Origin of the sequence: Snodgrassella sp. W8158, from assembly GCF_016100435.1 — a bacterium.
Lineage (GTDB): Bacteria > Pseudomonadota > Gammaproteobacteria > Burkholderiales > Neisseriaceae > Snodgrassella > Snodgrassella alvi.
On sequence record NZ_JACFSM010000002.1, the window covers coordinates 685029 to 701265 of the forward strand.

Annotated in this window: 16 protein-coding genes; 9 read left to right on the forward strand and 7 right to left on the reverse strand. The window is 41.3% G+C overall.

Annotation, left to right across the window (positions count from 1 at the left end; genetic code table 11):
* The first annotated feature begins 75 nt into the window (after positions 1–75).
* From H3V11_RS07630 to H3V11_RS07640, 3 genes are read left to right on the forward strand one after another with little or no spacing between them, the layout of a single operon-like run.
* A complete protein-coding gene (locus tag H3V11_RS07630) occupies positions 76–804 on the forward strand; it encodes a metal ABC transporter ATP-binding protein (protein ID WP_198224298.1) in 729 nt (242 codons plus the stop codon).
* Between the two features lie 5 nt (positions 805–809).
* Positions 810–1685, forward strand: coding sequence for a metal ABC transporter permease (locus tag H3V11_RS07635; protein ID WP_198186051.1), 876 nt, complete (start codon positions 810–812; stop codon positions 1683–1685).
* 36 nt (positions 1686–1721) lie between these two features.
* On the forward strand, positions 1722–2609 hold the full coding sequence (locus tag H3V11_RS07640; RefSeq protein WP_198224107.1) for a metal ABC transporter substrate-binding protein: 888 nt from the start codon (positions 1722–1724) through the stop codon (positions 2607–2609).
* Between the two features lie 43 nt (positions 2610–2652).
* Here H3V11_RS07640 and H3V11_RS07645 read toward each other — a convergent pair whose 3' ends face one another.
* Positions 2653–3504, reverse strand: a complete 852-nt coding sequence (locus H3V11_RS07645) for a ferritin-like domain-containing protein (protein WP_025330715.1) — start codon at positions 3502–3504, stop codon at positions 2653–2655.
* Positions 3505–3656: 152 nt separating this feature from the next.
* Here H3V11_RS07645 and H3V11_RS07650 point away from each other — a divergent pair, with 152 nt between their 5' ends.
* Complete coding sequence (locus H3V11_RS07650; RefSeq protein ID WP_025330716.1) at positions 3657–4070, forward strand: DUF1090 domain-containing protein; 414 nt, start codon at positions 3657–3659, stop codon at positions 4068–4070.
* A 285-nt stretch (positions 4071–4355) separates the two neighbouring features.
* Entirely contained in the window at positions 4356–4970 is a 615-nt protein-coding gene (lolA, locus tag H3V11_RS07655) for an outer membrane lipoprotein chaperone LolA (RefSeq protein ID WP_025330717.1), read from the forward strand.
* 64 nt (positions 4971–5034) lie between these two features.
* On the opposite strand, the gene H3V11_RS07660 is transcribed toward lolA, so the two are convergent.
* Together H3V11_RS07660 and H3V11_RS07665 are read right to left on the reverse strand one after the other, a co-directional pair.
* On the reverse strand, positions 5035–5475 hold the full coding sequence (locus H3V11_RS07660) for a hypothetical protein (protein ID WP_025330718.1): 441 nt from the start codon (positions 5473–5475) through the stop codon (positions 5035–5037).
* Positions 5476–5545: 70 nt separating this feature from the next.
* On the reverse strand, positions 5546–7813 hold the full coding sequence (locus H3V11_RS07665; protein WP_198224109.1) for a DNA internalization-related competence protein ComEC/Rec2: 2268 nt from the start codon (positions 7811–7813) through the stop codon (positions 5546–5548).
* A gap of 434 nt (positions 7814–8247) precedes the next feature.
* Here H3V11_RS07665 and H3V11_RS07670 point away from each other — a divergent pair, with 434 nt between their 5' ends.
* Positions 8248–8964, forward strand: coding sequence for a DUF502 domain-containing protein (locus tag H3V11_RS07670; RefSeq protein ID WP_078475603.1), 717 nt, complete (start codon positions 8248–8250; stop codon positions 8962–8964).
* Between the two features lie 71 nt (positions 8965–9035).
* Positions 9036–10844 carry an aspartate--tRNA ligase gene (aspS, locus tag H3V11_RS07675; RefSeq protein WP_198224300.1) on the forward strand — a complete coding sequence of 603 codons (1809 nt, stop codon included), beginning with the start codon at positions 9036–9038 and terminating at the stop codon, positions 10842–10844.
* A gap of 90 nt (positions 10845–10934) precedes the next feature.
* Here aspS and trmA read toward each other — a convergent pair whose 3' ends face one another.
* Both trmA and H3V11_RS07685 read right to left on the reverse strand, forming a co-directional pair.
* Positions 10935–12026, reverse strand: a complete 1092-nt coding sequence (trmA, locus tag H3V11_RS07680; protein ID WP_198224111.1) for a tRNA (uridine(54)-C5)-methyltransferase TrmA — start codon at positions 12024–12026, stop codon at positions 10935–10937.
* Positions 12027–12061: 35 nt separating this feature from the next.
* Positions 12062–12790, reverse strand: a complete 729-nt coding sequence (locus H3V11_RS07685) for an SDR family NAD(P)-dependent oxidoreductase (protein ID WP_198224113.1) — start codon at positions 12788–12790, stop codon at positions 12062–12064.
* A gap of 189 nt (positions 12791–12979) precedes the next feature.
* Between H3V11_RS07685 and bioB the strand changes: the two genes are divergently transcribed.
* Positions 12980–14029, forward strand: a complete 1050-nt coding sequence (gene bioB, locus H3V11_RS07690) for a biotin synthase BioB (protein WP_084586142.1) — start codon at positions 12980–12982, stop codon at positions 14027–14029.
* Between the two features lie 128 nt (positions 14030–14157).
* Complete coding sequence (gene tadA, locus H3V11_RS07695; protein ID WP_198224115.1) at positions 14158–14889, forward strand: tRNA adenosine(34) deaminase TadA; 732 nt, start codon at positions 14158–14160, stop codon at positions 14887–14889.
* Positions 14890–14912: 23 nt separating this feature from the next.
* On the opposite strand, the gene H3V11_RS07700 is transcribed toward tadA, so the two are convergent.
* Positions 14913–15689 (reverse strand): TSUP family transporter, encoded by a 777-nt coding sequence (locus H3V11_RS07700; protein WP_037476347.1) that lies wholly within the window; start codon positions 15687–15689, stop codon positions 14913–14915.
* Positions 15690–15697: 8 nt separating this feature from the next.
* Positions 15698–16228, reverse strand: a complete 531-nt coding sequence (locus H3V11_RS07705) for a CNP1-like family protein (protein ID WP_198224117.1) — start codon at positions 16226–16228, stop codon at positions 15698–15700.
* Positions 16229–16237 lie beyond the last annotated feature (9 nt).

Here is a 16237-nt window from a genome sequence, read left to right on the forward strand (position 1 = left end):
AATAAAACGTCTGTCATGGGTAAGCCTGATTCTGGTTTTACTCTGGTTAATGTATGCATGGGCGGTGTGCGGATCATGAGTATTCAGCTTGAAAATGTTACTGTGAGCTACAGACATCGACCGGCTATTCATCATATCAATATTGATTTTAATATGAATGAGATGTGGGCTATATTTGGTCCGAACGGAGCGGGTAAATCAACTTTGCTTAAAGCCATTATGCATCTTGTTCGCCCTGATAGCGGGCAAATTAGCTGGGGAAAATTACAGCGTTCCGATATTGCTTATCTGCCTCAGCAGTCGGATATTGATCGTAGCCAGCCGATGAGTGTATTTGAACTGGTAGCAATGGGTTTATGGTATGAAACCGGTTTTTTTGCCAGTATATCTAAAACCATGTATCAGCGAATTTTTAATGTACTTAATCAGGTAGGGATGTTGCAATATAAAGACCGCAGTATTGCCCAGCTTTCCAACGGCCAGTTTCAACGTGTATTGCTGGCGCGAATGCTGATTCAGAATGCAAGTGTATTATTACTGGATGAACCATTTAATGCTGTCGATGCGTCAACCACATTTGTTTTACTGGATATACTCAAGACATATCAGCAGCAACAAAAATGTACTGTTATTACCGTTTTGCACGATTATGAACAAGTACAAGCCTATTTCCCCAATACCCTATTAATTGCCCGTGAAAAAATTGCAGCAGGTAAAACGGATAAAGTAATAACAGAAAATAATCTGCAAAAGGCAGCGGCAGCTATGCAGCAATATGAACAAAACCAGTGGTGTGACAGGTAAAACTGATGAATATTGTCCATTTACTTACAGAACCTTTTGCTGATTACGATTTTATGCGTTATGCACTCTGCTCTATTGTATTTCTTGCTTTAGGGACGGCACCGGTAGGGGTTTTTCTGATGATGCGCCGCATGAGTCTGGTTGGTGATGCTTTAGGTCATGCAATTTTACCGGGTGCTGCGGCTGGTTATATGATTGCCGGTCTCAGTCTGCCCGCAATGAGTTTAGGCGGCTTTATTGCCGGTTTACTGATGGCATTACTGGCCGGTCTGGCCAGCCGCTTTGCCGATGTACGTGAAGATGCCAGCTTTGCTGCTTTTTTTCTTACCTGTCTGGCTTTAGGCGTGGTATTGGTCAGTCGTGGCGGTAATAGCGTCGATTTACTGAATTTATTATTCGGCTCAATTTTATCGGTTGATCACGCAGCCTTAACTTTGGTTGCAGTAGTCAGCAGTATAACCATGCTGGTACTGGCTGTTATTTACCGGCCGCTAATGCTGGAAAGTATCGATCCGCTGTTTCTGCGTGCCGTAAACGGAAAAGGGACACTCTGGCATATTATCTTTTTAATACTTGTCGTTTTGAATCTGGTAGCTGGTTTTCAGGCCTTAGGTACCCTGATGTCTGTAGGCTTGATGATGTTACCGGCTATCAGCGCAAGGCTATGGCATAAAACAATGGGCGGTATGATGACCATTGCTGCCGGTATTGCCATAGTTTGCGGATTTATCGGATTACTGCTTTCTTACTATATAGATCTGCCTTCAGGTCCGGCAATTATTTTGTGCTGTGGTTTTGTTTATATTCTGTCTTTATTTATTGGTTGTGAAAACGGTATTTTATGGCGGTTATATAAACGTCACCGTCATCATATTGCCTGAAAAATTTTCAGTAAACTCATTTTAGGATATTAGTTGATGAAACGTGGTTTGTTTATCTGTCTGTTAACTTTATTTCTGACTGGTTTTGCCAGCATAATTCATGCAGCACCATTACCGGTAATCACAAGCTTTAGTATTCTGGGAAATGTTACACGGCAAATCGGCGGTGAACGAGTACAGGTACGAAACCTGATTGGTACCGATCAGGATGCACATATGTATCAGTTAGTAAGTAAAGATTTACGTGACATGCGTACTGCTAAACTGATTTTGCTTAATGGACTGGGGCTTGAACCTCTTGCTTTGCAGCGTGCTGCTCAGCAAAGCCGGGTACCGTTGTTTACTGTTACTCAGAACATTAAGCCGTTAATGCTGGCTGATGACGGTCACGGACATCATCAGCATACCGATCCGCATGTCTGGAATGACCCTGTTCTCATGCAAATATATGCACGCAACATTGCTAATGCTCTGATTAGTGTGGATCCGCAAGGTAAAGCCTATTATCAGCAGCGTCTGACTGCATATCAGCAACAACTTGCCGGATTGAATAACTGGGCAAGCAAAATGTTTAGTGCAGTGCCTGCAGAAAAACGAAAAGTATTAACCGGACATGATGCTTTCGGTTATATGGCAAAACGTTATCGGATTGAATTTATTGCGCCACAAGGTATGAGCACCGAAGCAGAGCCTTCTGCCCGTCAGGTTGCCGCTATTATCAGCCAGATCCGGCGCGATCATATTAAAGCTATATTTATGGAAAACATAAAAAATCCGAAGATGGTTCAGCGTATTGCCAGCGAGACTCAAACCAAAATATCTGGTCGTCTTTATTCTGATGCATTGAGCAAAGGTGCTCCGGCAGCTACATACATTGATATGTTCCGTTATAATGTAAATGCTTTATGCAGTGCGATGAAATAAATTTGCAGATAAGCATATAGTCAGAGCTGGCTATATGCTGTTTTTAATTTTGTAAAGCCTGCCGCCAGTTATGTATATCTGTCTGGCGGTTTTGCTCAAAATTTTCCAGCATTTCCAGTTCAAAACTGGAAAAACCGGCTTGTTCCCGTGCTTCCAGATTAACATAGCCGCGAAAAATAAATAAATCATAACGACTGAGTAAGCGACGAAATAATGTCAGTGGCTCAAGTCCGCGCTGTTTACATAAATACTGATACCAGTAATTTCCCGCACGTACATGCCCTACTTCTTCACGATAGATAATATCCAATACAGCACAAGTTTCATCATCCCCTTTTTGAGCAAATTTCTTACGCATTCCGGGTGTTACATCCAGCCCTCGTGCTTCCAGTACTCTGGGTACTAAAGCCATGCGCAGTAATGGATCAAATGCAGTTTTATAAGCCATATCCCATAAATGATTATGAGCTGAAAAATCACCATAATCATATCCGGTTGCTTGCAAACGCTGACGCATAAGCTGAAAGTGTTTTGCTTCTTCAGCAGCAATCCGTACCCAGTCACGAGTGAACTCTTCCGGTAACAATCTGAATCGGTAGGCTGCGTCTAAAGCCAGATTGATTGCATTAAATTCAATATGACAAACTGCATGCAACAAAGCTGCATAACCTTCTATAGTAGTTAAATTTCTGTTTGTAACTCTGGAGGGAGGCACTAACTCAGGTTTCGGTGGATGTCCGGCCAGACGAAAATCTTTTATTTCACCTGTTTCATCCCTTCTCAGACTATTCGCAGGTGTATCTGAGCACAGTTGCTGTGCAGTTAAACTTAGCGTACATTTTTCCTCAGGCTGGCAACTTAACAAAGCAGATTCGAGTAATAAGACAATAGACATATATAGAAGTTACGTTATGGCAAAATTATGATTGAGTATACATGTCCTGTCGCTGCTAAATAAACCGCGATTTAATATGATTTAACAATTAATGGTTTTAATCAGCTATTATGAATTACAATATCAATTTATTAATATATAAAAGGATTAAAATGTATTATTCACGCACAACAAAAGCTGTTCTTTTAACTTTGACTTTAGCAGTTTCCATTCCTGCACTAGCTGATCATAATTGGCAAACCTGTAAAGAAAAACAGCAACAGATTGAAAAACAAATGCAATATGCACAGGCTAACCATAATCAAAAGCAAATTAACCGGCTGAATGCACAAAAAGCAGACATCATTCAAAATTGCTCAAATGATGATTTACGACAAAAATACACTCAGAAAATTAATAAATTAGACAGCAAAATCAGTGAAACACAGCGTAAACTAGCCAAGGCTCAGGCTAAAGGAGATACAGAAAAAACTGCTGAATTACAAAATAAATTAAACGAAAATACATCAAAGCTTCAACAGGCTAAACAGAATTTAGCCCGTTTTGAGCAGGCTGCTAAACATTAAATGCACCAATATTGCTGATGAAAGAGCTTTTCACTTAAGGCTTTTTCATTAGCAAATTTATTTTCTGAAAATTCTTAGAAATTTTATGTAAACTAATAAGAAATCCCTATACCATCATTGATTGATATATTCGCCAGATATTTTCAAATTCCTTATTTGTTAAGACTATTGTCATTATTCATTTATTTTGTAATTATACAAACAGAGATTAATAGCTTAATTTAGTTTCATCTTTGTTCAGGAGCAGCTAAAATATCCTTTAGTAGTTCATCAAAGGAGTAATTAATGCGAATTTTGAGTAAAGCAATACTAACCGGCTTTATGACTGTCAATTTAACTCTGGCCTATGCCGGAGGTCTTGATACTCTGCAAAAATTCAATTCCGATACAGATGGTATTTCCGGTCAGTTTAGTCAGACTGTTCACAGTAAAAAGCGTACTCAAACTACTTCAGGAACATTTTCCATTCAGCGCCCGGGACTTTTCCGCTGGGAATATACACAGCCATATAAGCAAACTATTGTTGGTGATGGTAAAACTGTCTGGTTATATGATCAGGACTTAGCTCAGGTAACCAAGCGCTCTCAGAATCAGACCATTGGCGATTCTCCGGCAGCTATTCTTTCGAATAAATTAGCGTTGAATGCCAATTATACCTTGTCAGATGATGGCAGCAGTAATGGCATTGATTATGTTCGGGCCATTCCAAAACGAAGCGATACAGGCTATCAGAATATTCGTATTGGTTTTCGTGGTGACAATCTGGCCAATATGCAGCTGAAAGACAGTTTTGGTAATCTGACCAATATTACTTTCAGTCAGCTTAATACTCATCCGCAGTTTAACCGCAATCAGTTCAAATTTACACCGCCCAAAGGTGTAGATGTATTAAGCCAGTAAAATAGACTAATAGCATAACAGGCAGCCTGTACCTGCCTGTTTTATATTGCTCATTAACGGGATGTCAGCAACGATAAACGTATGAGCGTCCGTTATGAACACCCCGGCACCAGCGCGGGCGGAACATCATCCAGTCCATATCATCATCCCATCTGCGCTGCATTGCCCAGTTCTGTGCCTGCTGCAATTTAATTTTGTTAATATAATTATTCCATGCCAGCTTGTAACAACTCTGAAAAATAGGCAAATTAACTTTTTGCCGGTATTCTTCTGCTAATTTGGCATTGGCAGGATCAGATAAAAATGTCGGGTTTTGCATTTGTTGCTGCATTAATTCAGCAGTCCGGGTATCACACTGTGCAGCCAGATCCAGCTGCAGTTTTTGCTGTGCAGCCTTTTCTGCCGCTGCACGCTCGGCCTGACGGGCAGCTTTTTGCTCAGGTGTAGCACAAGCAGCCAATGCTAAAACGACTATGCCTAAATAGCAAATTTTCCGCCAATACATACAGACTCCTTTTATCCGATTACTTTCAGATTTTTATAATTATACACCAGGACATTATGGCATTTAATTGTTATAGCCGTGATGTTTGGTTTATTGGTTTTCGTTGCCAGTATGGTTTATAAGCCTGTAATGGCTGCCAGCTCAAATTTCGTTCTGATAACGTTGACTGCATTCCTCCCATCCGGTCTGTTCGTAAAAGATTAATATTTTCTTGTGCCAGCAACGCTTGCACCTGAATATGCGGATGACCGTAAGAATTTGCAAAGCCTGCACTGGCCACGGCATATTGAGGGGCAACTGTCTGGATAAAAGCTGCATCACTTGAATAGCGGCTGCCATGATGACCTAAAACTAAAATCTGGCTAAACAATTTATCTCCGTAAGCTTTTAGCAAGGCCTGCTCGCCTTTTTTTCCTAAATCGCCGGTTATCAACACGGCTTTATCAGCACTGACTACTCTTAAAACACAGCTATAATCATTTTTTCCTTTTTTATTAGTTGCTACTGGCTGATTAAGAAATTCAAACCAGACATTGTCCCACTGCCAGTTAGCTCCGGCTGTACATGGGTGGACAGGAAACTGATATGCACTGATTTGTCCGGCGATGATTTTTTTAGGTTGCAGCTGCTTTTTAATCAGTACAGCACCGCCGTCATGATCAGCATCATTATGTGAGAGTACTAGCGTATCAAGTTGCCTGATACCGGCTGCGCGTAAATTAGGTAATAACACCGATTGCGCAGCATATGCTGTACCTGTATCAAATAATAATTCATGCCCGGCCGTACTAATGCTTACAGCCAGACCTTGCCCGACGTCCCATACTCTAACTAATGCTTCACCCTGAGCAGGACGTGGCGGCCGGTAGCTGAGCATTAACAATAAGATAAGCAGGCATAGCGGACGCAGATACCAGCCCCGGGGCAGCAACATAATTAAAACAGACATCATCGCCAGTAACCACATAGCCAATGGTGCATGTGCGGGATAATATTCCGGCGCATATTCGGCTATTGTGTACAGTATCTGCATAGTTTTTTCGGTAAGATATGCAGCAAAAGTACGCAAGAAATCTAACGGAACAATCATTGATAATAATGCTATTGGTACCAGAACCAGTGTGAACCAAGGAATGGCCAGAGCATTTACCAATGGCGATATGACAGGTACTGAACCAAAGCAGAAAGCTACCAGTACGACTGAAGCAAGCCCGGCAGCCCACTGTGCCTGCACTAACTGAAACAATTTAATTTTATGATTTACACCTTCTCCTGCCCACATCAGAACTGCAACTAACAAAAAAGAAAGCCAGAAACCAACACTAAGAACGGCCAGAGGATCAAACAGCAATACAAGTGCTATCGTCAGCCACCAAATTTGAAATGCTCGCAAATACCCTCGCCGCCACGTCAGCGCCAGAATGATAATCATCAGCATACTTCGCTGGGTCGGCACGGCAAATCCGGCCAGAGCACTGTATACAATCGCAGTAATTACCGCTGCACCGCGTGTCAGTATCCATGGTTGTGAAATCTGAAAAGGAAGATATTGTAAGCATTTGCTGCACAGCCATGCGACCAGCATGGCTAACATCCCTACATGTAAGCCGGAAATGCTGACCAGATGATTTAAACCCAAAGGACGGAATACCTGCCATGCTTCAGCCGGTAATGCAGACTGTTCGCCAATCGTAAGTGCCTTTATTAATGCTACACCCTGCGGATATATCTGAGATTGTGTTTCCCATCGGCCACCGCACCAAACTCGCCAGCTTGTGAGCTTTTCCTTCCAGCCGGACGCAGCCGGAAGTGCTCTGCGCTGACCTTTTACCACAGTAGCCTGAGCGCTGATATGATTAGCCAGTGCCCATGCTTCACGATTAAAACCAACCTTATTAGCTTCACCGATTATGGCACGCACTTTTGCTTTTATTTGCCATCGGCTGCCTGCTGGCCATTGTTGTTTTGAATAATCAGTCAGTAGCCATTGCTGTTGCCGGCCATCAGGTAATTTAACTTGTGCCACAAAACGACTGCGTTGCTGTTCATATTGCGGGATATCGCTTACAGTAAGCGTAATATTTTGCACACTTGCTTTATCAGTAAGCGGCCATTGATTTTGTAATAAATTATCCGTGCGCCATAATGCAAATATTATTCCGGCACATAAAGCACAACCAAACAAAAAAACCTGCCAGCGCGTAAAAACTGTGAAGACTAACAAAATAAAAAAAGCATATATCCACGGTAAAATCGCTGGTGATGGCAGCAGATAAGAACCGCAAACACCCAATACCCACCACGGTAACCATCCACTGACTACGAGAGTTTTTGACATACAAACTGCTGTTAATTTCAGATAAATATTTATTTGTAATTACTATAACCACATTATACTGAATTAATTTAAAAATGTTATTGTAATTTTTTGGCCGTTAAAGCTTTTTTAATACTGAATTTATAGAAATCTGAGATGATAATAACAGGACAAATAATCATGCATAAAATTAAATCAGGCAGATGAAAAATTTAATACTCAATTAACGGGTTTTATTCAGTCCTATTAAAATGGTTAAATCCGGATAAAATGAAATTCCAATATGTTATTTTGAAAATATACAGTTATTTTGCCAATCTGAATTTTCAGTATCTGTACTGTTGAATTAAATTTAATTAATCTCAGTAATGCCGCTGTGAAAACAAACAAATATGGGTATAATATAAAGTTTGATAATTTTAAGCCGGCTTTAATTAAAAGGACTTAATCACACTATGGCACAACAGCCTGCCGAGGGCGGAAAACTGAAAAAATCATTAAAGAAATACATGCTCACTGGCGTGCTGGTATGGTTACCTATTATTGTAACAATCTGGGTAATCAGCTATATCATTGGCATGGCAGATCAGCTTGTCAACATTTTGCCTGCTCACTGGCAACCTCAGGCAATATTGGGATTCAAGATTCATGGTTTAGGCTTACTGTTTGCTATTATTGTTGTATTTTTCACTGGTTTACTGGCAGCAAATATGCTCGGACGCAGAATATTCGCTGCCTGGGATGCGTTGTGGGGACGCATTCCTGTCGTAAAAAGTATTTATTCCGGAGTCAAAAAAGTTTCTGAATCTCTATTGTCAGATTCCCGGCAGTCGTTTAAAACACCCGTACTGGTACCCTTTCCTCAGCCAGATATCTGGACTATCGGATTTGTATCAGGTCACATACCGGATAAACTAGCATCCGCCTTGCCACACCACCCTGAAGAAACTTCGTCAGATAATTATATTTCAGTATATGTGCCCACTACCCCTAATCCGACAGGTGGTTACTATATTATGGTTAACAGTAAAGATGTCCGCGAAATTGATATGAGCGTGGATGATGCACTGAAATATGTTATTTCACTGGGTATGGTGCAGCCGGATGAACCACCGCACAACCAGTCATTACAGGCTATTTTCTCTTTACACAAACCAGCCAAACCGCATTAATGGATGATTGGCCGGAAATGATAATCCTGAATGACACAATTAACCGTAATCATAGTAACAAAGGCATCAAAATGCGAACCAACTATTGTGGCTTAATTAATGAGCAATATCTCGACCAGACTGTTACCGTAAAAGGCTGGGTACATCGCCGCCGCGATCACGGCGGTGTAATATTCATTGACCTGCGCGACCGGGAAGGTATCGTACAGGTAGTGATTGACCCGGATACACCAGAAGCTTTTACCCTGGCTGACTCTGCCCGTAACGAATATGTACTGAGTATTACCGGTCGTGTACGTGCCCGTCCTGAAGGTACCAAAAACGATAAAATGATTTCCGGCGGTATTGAACTATTAGCCAAAGAAATTGACATACTCAATACTGCTGCCACCCCGCCATTTTTAATTGATGATGAAAGCATTAGTGAAAATGTACGTCTGACTAACCGCGTAATCGATTTGCGCCGTCCGGTTATGCAAAATAATCTGCGACTGCGCTATCGAGTTGCTATGGCTGTTCGCCGATATCTGGACAGTCAGGGATTTATAGACATCGAAACACCGATGTTAACCCGCTCTACTCCGGAAGGTGCACGGGACTATCTGGTACCCAGCCGTGTATTTCCGGGTGAATTCTTTGCGTTACCGCAGTCTCCGCAGCTATTCAAACAGCTACTGATGGTGGCAGGATTTGACCGCTATTACCAGATTGTAAAATGTTTCCGTGATGAAGACCTGCGTGCTGATCGTCAGCCAGAATTTACTCAGATAGACCTTGAAACTTCGTTTTTAAGTGAAAACGAAATCATGGATATCACTGAAAACATGGTTAAGCTAGTTTTTCAGGAAGCTCTGGCTGTAGACCTACCTGTTTTCCCGCGCATGAGCTGGCATGAGGCTATGTTCCTGTATGGTTCGGATAAACCGGATTTGCGTGTAAATCTGCAATTTACCGAATTAACCGATTTGATGAAAACGGAAGAGTTTAAAGTATTTCGTGCGGCCGCCGATATGAAAAACGGCCGTGTTGTTGCCTTACGTGTCCCTAATGGCGCTAACTTAAGCCGCAAAGAAATAGATACCTATACAGAATTTGTTGGTATCTATGGTGCAAAAGGTCTGGCGTATATCAAAGTAAATGACATTAGCAAAGTAAACAATACAGAAGATAGCGGTTTGCAATCTCCGATTGTGAAATTCCTTTCTGATCGTGCTTTGAAGACTATTATTGAGAAAACTGGCGCACAAAATGGCGATATCATTTTCTTCGGTGCTGATAAAGCCAAAGTGGTTAACGAAGCTATTGGCGCGCTGCGCGTTAAAATTGGTCACGAGCATGGTGCTGCTAACGGCTATTTTGCTGACGGATGGCGTCCATTATGGGTAGTTGATTTCCCGATGTTCGAATATGATGAAGAAGAACATCGCTGGTCTGCTATGCATCATCCTTTTACTGCACCTAAGGCCGGTCATGAGGATTTACTGGTATCTGCACCGGATCAGTGTATTGCCCGTGCTTATGATATGGTGCTAAATGGCTGGGAAATCGGCGGTGGTTCTATTCGTATTCATCGTGCAGATATTCAAGAGAAAGTATTTGCTGCACTGAAAATCACTCCGGAAGAGCAACAGAATAAATTCGGTTTTCTGCTGAACAACCTGAAATTCGGTGCTCCTCCGCATGGAGGTCTGGCGTTTGGTCTGGACCGACTGGTAACCCTGATGGCTGGTGCTGATTCAATTCGTGATGTTATCGCATTCCCGAAAACTCAGCGTTCGCAGGATTTACTGGTAGATGCACCAAATCATGTTGACGAAAAACAATTGCGTGAGCTTGGCCTGCGTTTACGTCAAAAAGTTCAGACTGAAGAGAAAAATTAATTTATTCTTTTGATAAAAAACTGCCTGATAAAATTTATCAGGCAGTTTTTTTATCATTTAGGCAAAGTACTATTTATAAATTAAATTTAATCAGCGTCTCTTTAGCCAGACACCAGATTCAATATGCGGTGTGAAAGGAAACTGATCAAACATGGCGGCCTGTTTAACGCTATGAGTAGCTAATAATGTTTGCAGATTTTCGTGCAAAGTGACCGGATTACAGGATACATAAATAATGTTATCAAATTTCTGTAACAACTTAAGGGTGCCTTGATCAATACCGGCTCTCGGAGGGTCCACAAAAACCGTACTGAACTGATAATCAGCCAGATTAATCTGCTCACTGGCCAATCGCCGGAAAGTTCGGATACCTGTAAATGCTTCTGTAAATTCTTCTGCCGAAAGTCGGGCTAATGCAATATTATTGATATGATTATTATCAATATTCCAATGCGCTGCCTGTACAGAAGTTTTTGATACTTCTGTAGCCAGAACTTTGTGAAATTGGCGGGACAGCGGCAAAGTAAAATTACCATTGCCACAATAAAGCTCCAGTAGATCTCCGCCGTTGATCGATTGAGCAACATCAACAGCCCAACCCAGCATTGACTGACAAACTTCTGCATTCGGCTGAGTAAAACCACCTTCAAACTGTTTATACTCAAAGATTTCATTATGAACTTTTAAGCGTTCAATAACATAATCGCGTTCCAGAACTACCTTCTGCCCACGGCTGCGTCCCAAGATCTGGATGTTCAGTTCAGTGGCGAGCGATTTCGCCAACTTAGCCCAGACATCATCCAATTTTTTATGATAAATCAGAGTAACCAGCGTATCGCCAGCCAGTGTAGTTAAAAATTCGACTTGAAATAAGCGTGTTTTTAACTCTTCTCTGACCTGTATTTTGTCCAGTAAAACAGGCATCAATGAGTTAATATTTTCATGAGCTATGGCAAAATCACGTATTTTACATACATTACCGGAACTGGCTTTTTCTCCCGGGGCAAACATAGCATAACTACAGCTATCTCCTTCATGCCAGATACGAAATTCCGCACGCATCCGGTAATGAGAAGCCGGAGAAGTGAAAATCTGTATTGGCGGAAAAGCACAGTCTGCAAATAGTTGCTCCAGATAGTGCTGTTTATCAGATAATTGTTGCTGGTAAGTAATACCGGTCATATAGTTATCAGCCAAAGCAAAAAGGGCTTATTATATCAAACCCCGTTCTGTTCCCGTACATCGCGCAGAATTTGCCGGCCATAATCATCTGCAGCAATCATATCCGCAATTGTTTTTGCAGTGTCTTCAGCACTTTGCAACTGATTTTTATCCTTTAAGCCAATAAAATTTTGTACCAGGGGAAATTTATCAGCATCGGCAGAACGGATATTTTGCTGCATATTGGTATCAACAACGCCGGGAGCAATACTGGCAATACGTACATGCGGATGTTGTTCAGCCGCTACTACTGCTGCATGCTGATCCAGTGCCGCCTTAGTAGCTCCATATACGCTCCAGCCTGCTACCGGATGCCGTCCGGCACCACTACTGATATGCGCAATGCGAATTTCAGCTTTCGGAGCAGCGGCAATCACCGCATTAGTTAATAGTAATGGTGCAGTAATATTTACAGTTACTGCTTTAATAATTGCATCACAATCCTGCTGGCCTATTATTGAATTCGGTTCTACCATACCAGCGTTGTTTATCAGAATAATTTCATTTTTATTTTCAAGACCACTTTGCCAGCTGGCTGACCGGATTAATGTCGCCATAGCATCAGCATCAGAAAAATCAATTGAATATTCCAGTAATTTTTCCGGCGGATTATCCCAGCCATGCCGTGATAGACCGACAACTTTAACTTCTTTGGTCAGGTAATATTCTGTCAGAGCCCGTCCTAACCCCCGACTATGACCAGTAATAATTACACAACATTGCATATTAAATTCCCTTTTTCAAAAATTATCTGAGCTTCTAGCCAGATAGTAATCATACACTTTACTTATGCAGTAAAAAATTAGATTTTAATTCGTTTAAATATAAACTTGATTTACGGAGAAATTGACATTATTAAGTTAAGTATTATCATGCAATGTAAATTTTATGTCTGTTATTTAAAGGAAATTTTTATGTCGTTAAGCATTATTCGTCATGATTGGTCACTACCAGAGGTTATCAAACTATTTCAACTGCCATTTAATGATCTGATATTTAAAGCACAAACAATACACCGACAATTTTTTGATGCCAATAAAGTGCAAGTTTCAACTTTACTATCCATAAAAACTGGTGCTTGTCCGGAAGACTGTAAATATTGCCCGCAGTCAGTTCATTATGATACTGGTTTGGAAAAAGAAAAATTACTTGAAGTTCAAAAGGTAATTGAAAAAGCCAAGGCTGCAAAAGCAATCGGTTCAACACGTTTCTGTATGGGTGCTGCCTGGAAGCATCCTACTGCCAGAGATATGCCGTATGTTCTGGAGATGGTAAAAGGTGTTAAAGCACTGGGCATGGAAACCTGTATGACTCTGGGCAAATTGTCACAGGATCAAGCTCATGCGTTATCTGAGGCTGGATTAGATTTCTATAATCATAATTTAGATACTTCACCCGAATTTTACGGAAACATCATTACTACCCGTACCTACGCGGAACGTTTGCAAACATTGGCTTATGTTCGAGAAGCAGGCATTAAAATTTGCTCAGGCGGAATTCTTGGAATGGGTGAATCTTTAAAAGACAGAGCCAGTTTATTAATTCAACTGGCTAATTTAGATGAACATCCGGAAAGTGTTCCCATCAACAATCTGGTCAAGGTTAAAGGCACACCTTTAGCGAATGAACAGGATATTGAACCGTTTGATTTCATCAGAATGCTTGCAGTGGCCCGTATTATGATGCCTAAATCACATGTGCGATTATCCGCAGGGCGTGAACAAATGAATGAGCAAATGCAGGCACTGGCTTTTTTAGCAGGAGCAAACTCTATATTTTATGGAGATAAATTGCTTACCACATCTAATCCTCAAGTTGAAAAAGATAATGCTTTATTTATTAAATTGGGTATCAGTCCCGAACAATGTGAAGATTATAGTGATGAGATACACCGGGCGGCTATTGTTCAGGCAATTTCCGAGCAAACACAAAATAATATGTCTGGTAATATTAACGAAGCTTAGTAACTCAGTGTTGTTTAAGCTCGTTTGTACAGTTGAGTGATAATTCTATTATTTATTACATAAAAATTCCAAATGGCACAAAACTGTATTTATAGTAAGATACAATACAATAAATTTGCACTTTACTTATGAGCACGCCGTTAACAACGCCTCCGCTGGCACCTAAAACCATAGCTATTCTTAAACAACTTAATATACATTGCTTAGAAGATTTACATCTTCGCGGAGCGTTAACGGCGTTTTTACAATTTAAAAGCATCAGTACAGGCTGTACAGACAGTCTTTTGTGGCAATTTATTGCTCTAGTAGAAGATCGCTCAGTTCAATCGTTTACATCTGAAGAAAAAGATTACTGGCGCAAGCAGCTTAAACTGCATCCGCCAGTAGCTGTCTTTCCGTCTGAAAAAGTTATGCAGCAATGGATGCATCATGCTCTGGATGCAGCGCAACAGGCTTCTATACTGAATGAAGTGCCGGTTGGCGCTGTTGTGGTCTGTGAAAACACCCTGGTTGGTTATGGCTACAATCGCTGTATCGCTGATTGTAATATTAGCCATCATGCAGAAATTCAGGCATTAACGGCAGCCAGTAAGGCATTGGGAAATTACCGTCTGGAAAATTGTGATGTTTATATTACTCTGGAACCGTGCGCTATGTGTGCAAGTGCATTAATACAAGCACGAATCAGAAGGGTAATTTATGGAGCTTGTGAAACAAAAACCGGGGCAGCCGGCAGTGTGATTAATTTATTTACTAATCAGCAGTTAAATAAACACACTGCAATCATTGGTGGCGTTCTGGCTAATGAATCCACTCAATTATTACAGGATTTTTTCCGGCGCAAGCGCAACCCGGTATAAACCAATGCTGCTGCAATCAGAGATTACAGTAAATCGTAGCCAAATTTACCAATCATAATACATAGAAGAATAATAAAACCTTTACGCAATAATTTGCTGCCGCCACGCATTGCTAATCGGGCACCGATGATTCCTCCGCTCAGATTGGCAATAGCCAGTGGAATTGCCCAATGCCATACGACATACTGATGTGGAATAAAAAATATCAGTGCGGCAAAATTTGTTGTGAGATTAATAACTTTAGAAGATGCTGTTGCGGTAATAAAGTCAAAGGCAAAAAAGCGAACAAATATAAAAGCCAGTAAGCTGCCTGTACCGGGACCGAATATACCGTCATATAAACCGATTAAGGCACCCATTAATAGTCCGATAATATACTCACGTCGGGTCAGCCGGCTTTGGCGCTGAACCTGACCCAGATCCTTTTTCAAAAAGGTATAAATCGCCATAATGATTAAAATAACCAGAATGGACGGTTTCATCCACGCTGTGGGCAGATATTCCACAACATGAGCACCCATATATGAAAAAGCAAATGCAAGTACAGCGGCAGGTAACAGCATTGCCCATGGAACTGGTATACGTCGGGTATATTGCACAGCTGCTACCAAAGTACCACAGGCAGAAGCAAATTTATTTACCCCTAGAACAACCGGTGTGATGGTTTTCTGTGGTAATGCACCAAACAGCCCGGGGATCTGTAACAACCCGCCACCACCGACAGCTGCATCCATTAAACCGGCACTGAATCCGATAATTAATAACCACCAGATATGAGAATCACTTAACCATTCCACGATATATCCTACTAGCGCATGGCACGTGTGGTAATACGCTTAATTAGCTCTTGCTGATTACGGGGTAATCCGTCTTCGCAGAAAGTCTGATACAGCACCGAACGTACTTTATCCAGTTGATTCAGGCTGGTACCGATTACTTTCCATTGACTATTGCGCGGCTGTATCCAGCGTTTATTCACATCGTCACCATATCCGAACACTTTCATGCGCCGTGTCGGGCAATGAATAGCTTCAGCAGTAAGGTTATTAATCCCCTGATCTGATTGCTGGTTCAGAATATAATGGATAGTATGGTCTGTATTGATTTGAATACTGTTCAGCATTAATTTTGGCTGACCATGATAAGTCTGGCTGATATAAATATCTGCCCATTGCTCATTACCGGCAGGATACGCTGGCATAGGTACAGCCTGCTCTTCCCAAGGCTGATTTTCATCAGGCCCAATATAATGCTCGTTATATAAAGTTTCCCTGCGTGCCAGTGCACAAGCACAAACACCAAGAAGTAATACAGTCAATACGGTTTTGGTAACTTTCATACCATGCTC